Below are 1,067 nucleotides of genomic sequence, written 5' to 3'. Positions count from 1 at the left end.
GACCAGCTGGCGGCCGCCTGCGGCGTGGACCGCTACCGCCTCAGCCGCGCCTTCAAGGCCGCCTTCGGCCTGGCCCCGCATGCCTACCTGGTGCAACTGCGCCTGGCCCGCGCAAGGCGCCAGTTGGCGGCCGGGCAGCGCCCGGCGCAGGTGGCACTGGACCTGGGCTTTGCCGACCAGAGCCATCTGGGGCGCTGGTTTGTGCGCGCCTATGGCCTGACCCCGGCGCAGTACCGCAGGCGCTGCACAAAGCTTCCAGACTGACGCGCGACAGCGCGCGAGCATGCAGGGCCCCGTTCAAGGAGCTTGCCCATGCTGGCCTTCATGCTGTTTGCGTTCGTTGCGTCGATCACCCCGGGCCCGACCAATTTGCTGGTATTGAGCAACAGCGCGCGCTATGGCCTGCGCGCCGCACTGCCGATCATTCTGGGGGCTGCGGTGGGGGCTGCGCTGATCGTCTGGCTGGTCGGCAGCGGGCTGGGCGCGGCGCTGCTGGAAGTGCCCACGGTACAGCCGCTGCTCAATGGGGTAGGCATCGCCTGGCTGAGCTGGCTGGCGTGGAAGATCTACAGCAGCCCGGTGCAGGCACTTGAGCCGGGAGAGGCCGCCGCGCCCTTGGGCCTGTGGGGCGCAGCAGCGTTGCAGGTGATCAACCCCAAGACCTGGATGATGGCGCTGGCGGTGGCGGGCGTGTTCATCGACGTGGCCGCCACGACCGGATCGCGCAGGTGACGCGCCTGAGCCTGGTGTTTCTGCTGATCGCGCTGCCGTGCCTGGGCGGGTGGGCATTGCTGGGCAGCGGGGCGCGGCGGCTGAGCGGCTCGCCCACAGTGCTGCGCCGGATCAACCGGGGACTGGCGCTAGTGCTGCTGGTATCGGCCTGGGCCAGCCTGGGCCAATGAGTCCCTGGGGCCGGCACAATCCGCTGAAAATCCAGCCAGCCCGCGATAAGCTGTCCCCCCCCCAGGAGACCCACCCCATGAACCTGCAAGAACTCACCACCCGCCTGCACACCATCCGCGACAACAACACCTGGCGCGGCTTCCACAGCCCCAAGAACCTGGCCA

Annotated in this window: 1 protein-coding gene and 2 pseudogenes; all 3 read left to right on the top strand. The window is 69.3% G+C overall.

The genetic code is table 11. The annotated features are described in order from the left end of the window. Positions 1-264: helix-turn-helix transcriptional regulator (locus G3436_RS26795; RefSeq protein ID WP_163951373.1), on the top strand; the 264-nt coding region annotated here is incomplete at its 5' end. Positions 265-312: 48 nt separating this feature from the next. Then, positions 313-902: pseudogene (locus tag G3436_RS26790) on the top strand (LysE family translocator). Between the two features lie 77 nt (positions 903-979). Further along, positions 980-1,067: pseudogene (locus tag G3436_RS26785) on the top strand (nucleotide pyrophosphohydrolase); the annotation flags it as partial.

Source organism: Pseudomonas brassicae (genome assembly GCF_010671725.1).
Taxonomy (GTDB): Bacteria; Pseudomonadota; Gammaproteobacteria; order Pseudomonadales; family Pseudomonadaceae; genus Aquipseudomonas; species Aquipseudomonas brassicae.
The sequence above is the reverse complement of the archived record's forward strand: the minus strand, read 5'-3'. Positions and strand labels throughout refer to the sequence as shown.